Source organism: Corallococcus sp. CA053C, from assembly GCF_003611675.1.
In the GTDB taxonomy this organism is placed as follows: domain Bacteria; phylum Myxococcota; class Myxococcia; order Myxococcales; family Myxococcaceae; genus Corallococcus.
This window is the reverse complement of sequence record NZ_RAWA01000801.1, coordinates 1-1099: the sequence shown is the minus strand read 5'-3', so window position 1 is coordinate 1099 and position 1099 is coordinate 1. Positions and strand designations below refer to the sequence as shown.

Sequence of the window (1099 nt, the reverse complement as noted above, 5' to 3'; positions counted from 1 at the left end):
GACGAAGCCCCCCGCGAGCCCGAGCCTCCCGCGCCACCACCAACCGTCGCCGAACAGGAGCAGGAGCCGGACCGTCCGGCGTCGGACGCGCCCCGCGCACCTCCGACTCCGGGCACCCTGCCCCCGAACCTGCTGCCACCTCCGGGTTCGAGCGGCGGGGTGATCATCACGACACCGGAGTCGTCCCGCGGAGGCGGCCGCACGCTGCGGCCCGGAGACCCGAGCCTGTCGCCCGAAGCCCTCGCGGCCGAGGAACATGCGCGCGTGTCGGAGCGGGTGCAGGGCTTCGTCGATGACCGCCGGGCGCGCGACCGCGTGGACACCGGCCGCATCCATCCGTACTTCAGCAAGCTGCGCGCGAAGCTGGAGCAGCAGATGGACGCACCGCCGCTCTTCGACATGCCCAGCCTGCCCAAGCAGATGTTGTACTCGTGGGCGGACAAGGCCCGGCGGTTTGCCGCCACGGGCTCTCCCGGAGGCAACCTCTCCCAGGCCCCCACGCCGGGTGAGAAGCTCGCGGAGCGTGGCCGCAACAACCCCGAGTTCGACCGACTGCGCACCCGCGCCCAGGCAGGCGAGGAGCTCCAGGACTTCGCCCACGGCGTCAGCACGATGAAGCTCGTCGTCACGCTGGAGCTGCTGCAAGGGCCGGACGGCACGCTGCGCGAGGTGAAGCTCATGACCCGCAGCGGCAACCCCGCCTACGACGACTACGTGCTCCAGTCCGTGCCCCCCGCGCTGGCGAAGTTCCCCCCGCCGCCGCCCGACGCCCTGGGCGTGCACACCGACGGCATCCGCAGCCTGTGGTCCGTGGAGGGCCGCGTCGTCTACGTGCGGAAGCTCAGCGAGATGAAGGGCACGGACACCGCGTACCTCACCGCCGCCGCCGCGGTGGGCCTCCTCGCGGGCGGCTTCGAGGAGACCACCGGCGACGTCTACGTCATCGACGTGCGCAACCCGCACTTCGAATGCCGCTCGCGCCTGCTGCGCGTCTATTGAGTGCCCCGGTTGAGTGCCCCGGTGCTCAGGGCGTGAGCGCCGTCGGCCACCGCACGCCGCCACCGAAGGGCACGAGCGCCTCCGCCACGTCGAGCAGCGC

The 1099-nt window shown here is 72.4% G+C and carries 1 protein-coding gene; it reads left to right on the top strand.

Annotated elements, in window-relative coordinates; genetic code table 11:
- Positions 1-999: cell envelope integrity protein TolA (locus D7V97_RS43240; RefSeq protein WP_233583622.1), on the top strand; the 999-nt coding region annotated here is incomplete at its 5' end.
- Positions 1000-1099 lie beyond the last annotated feature (100 nt).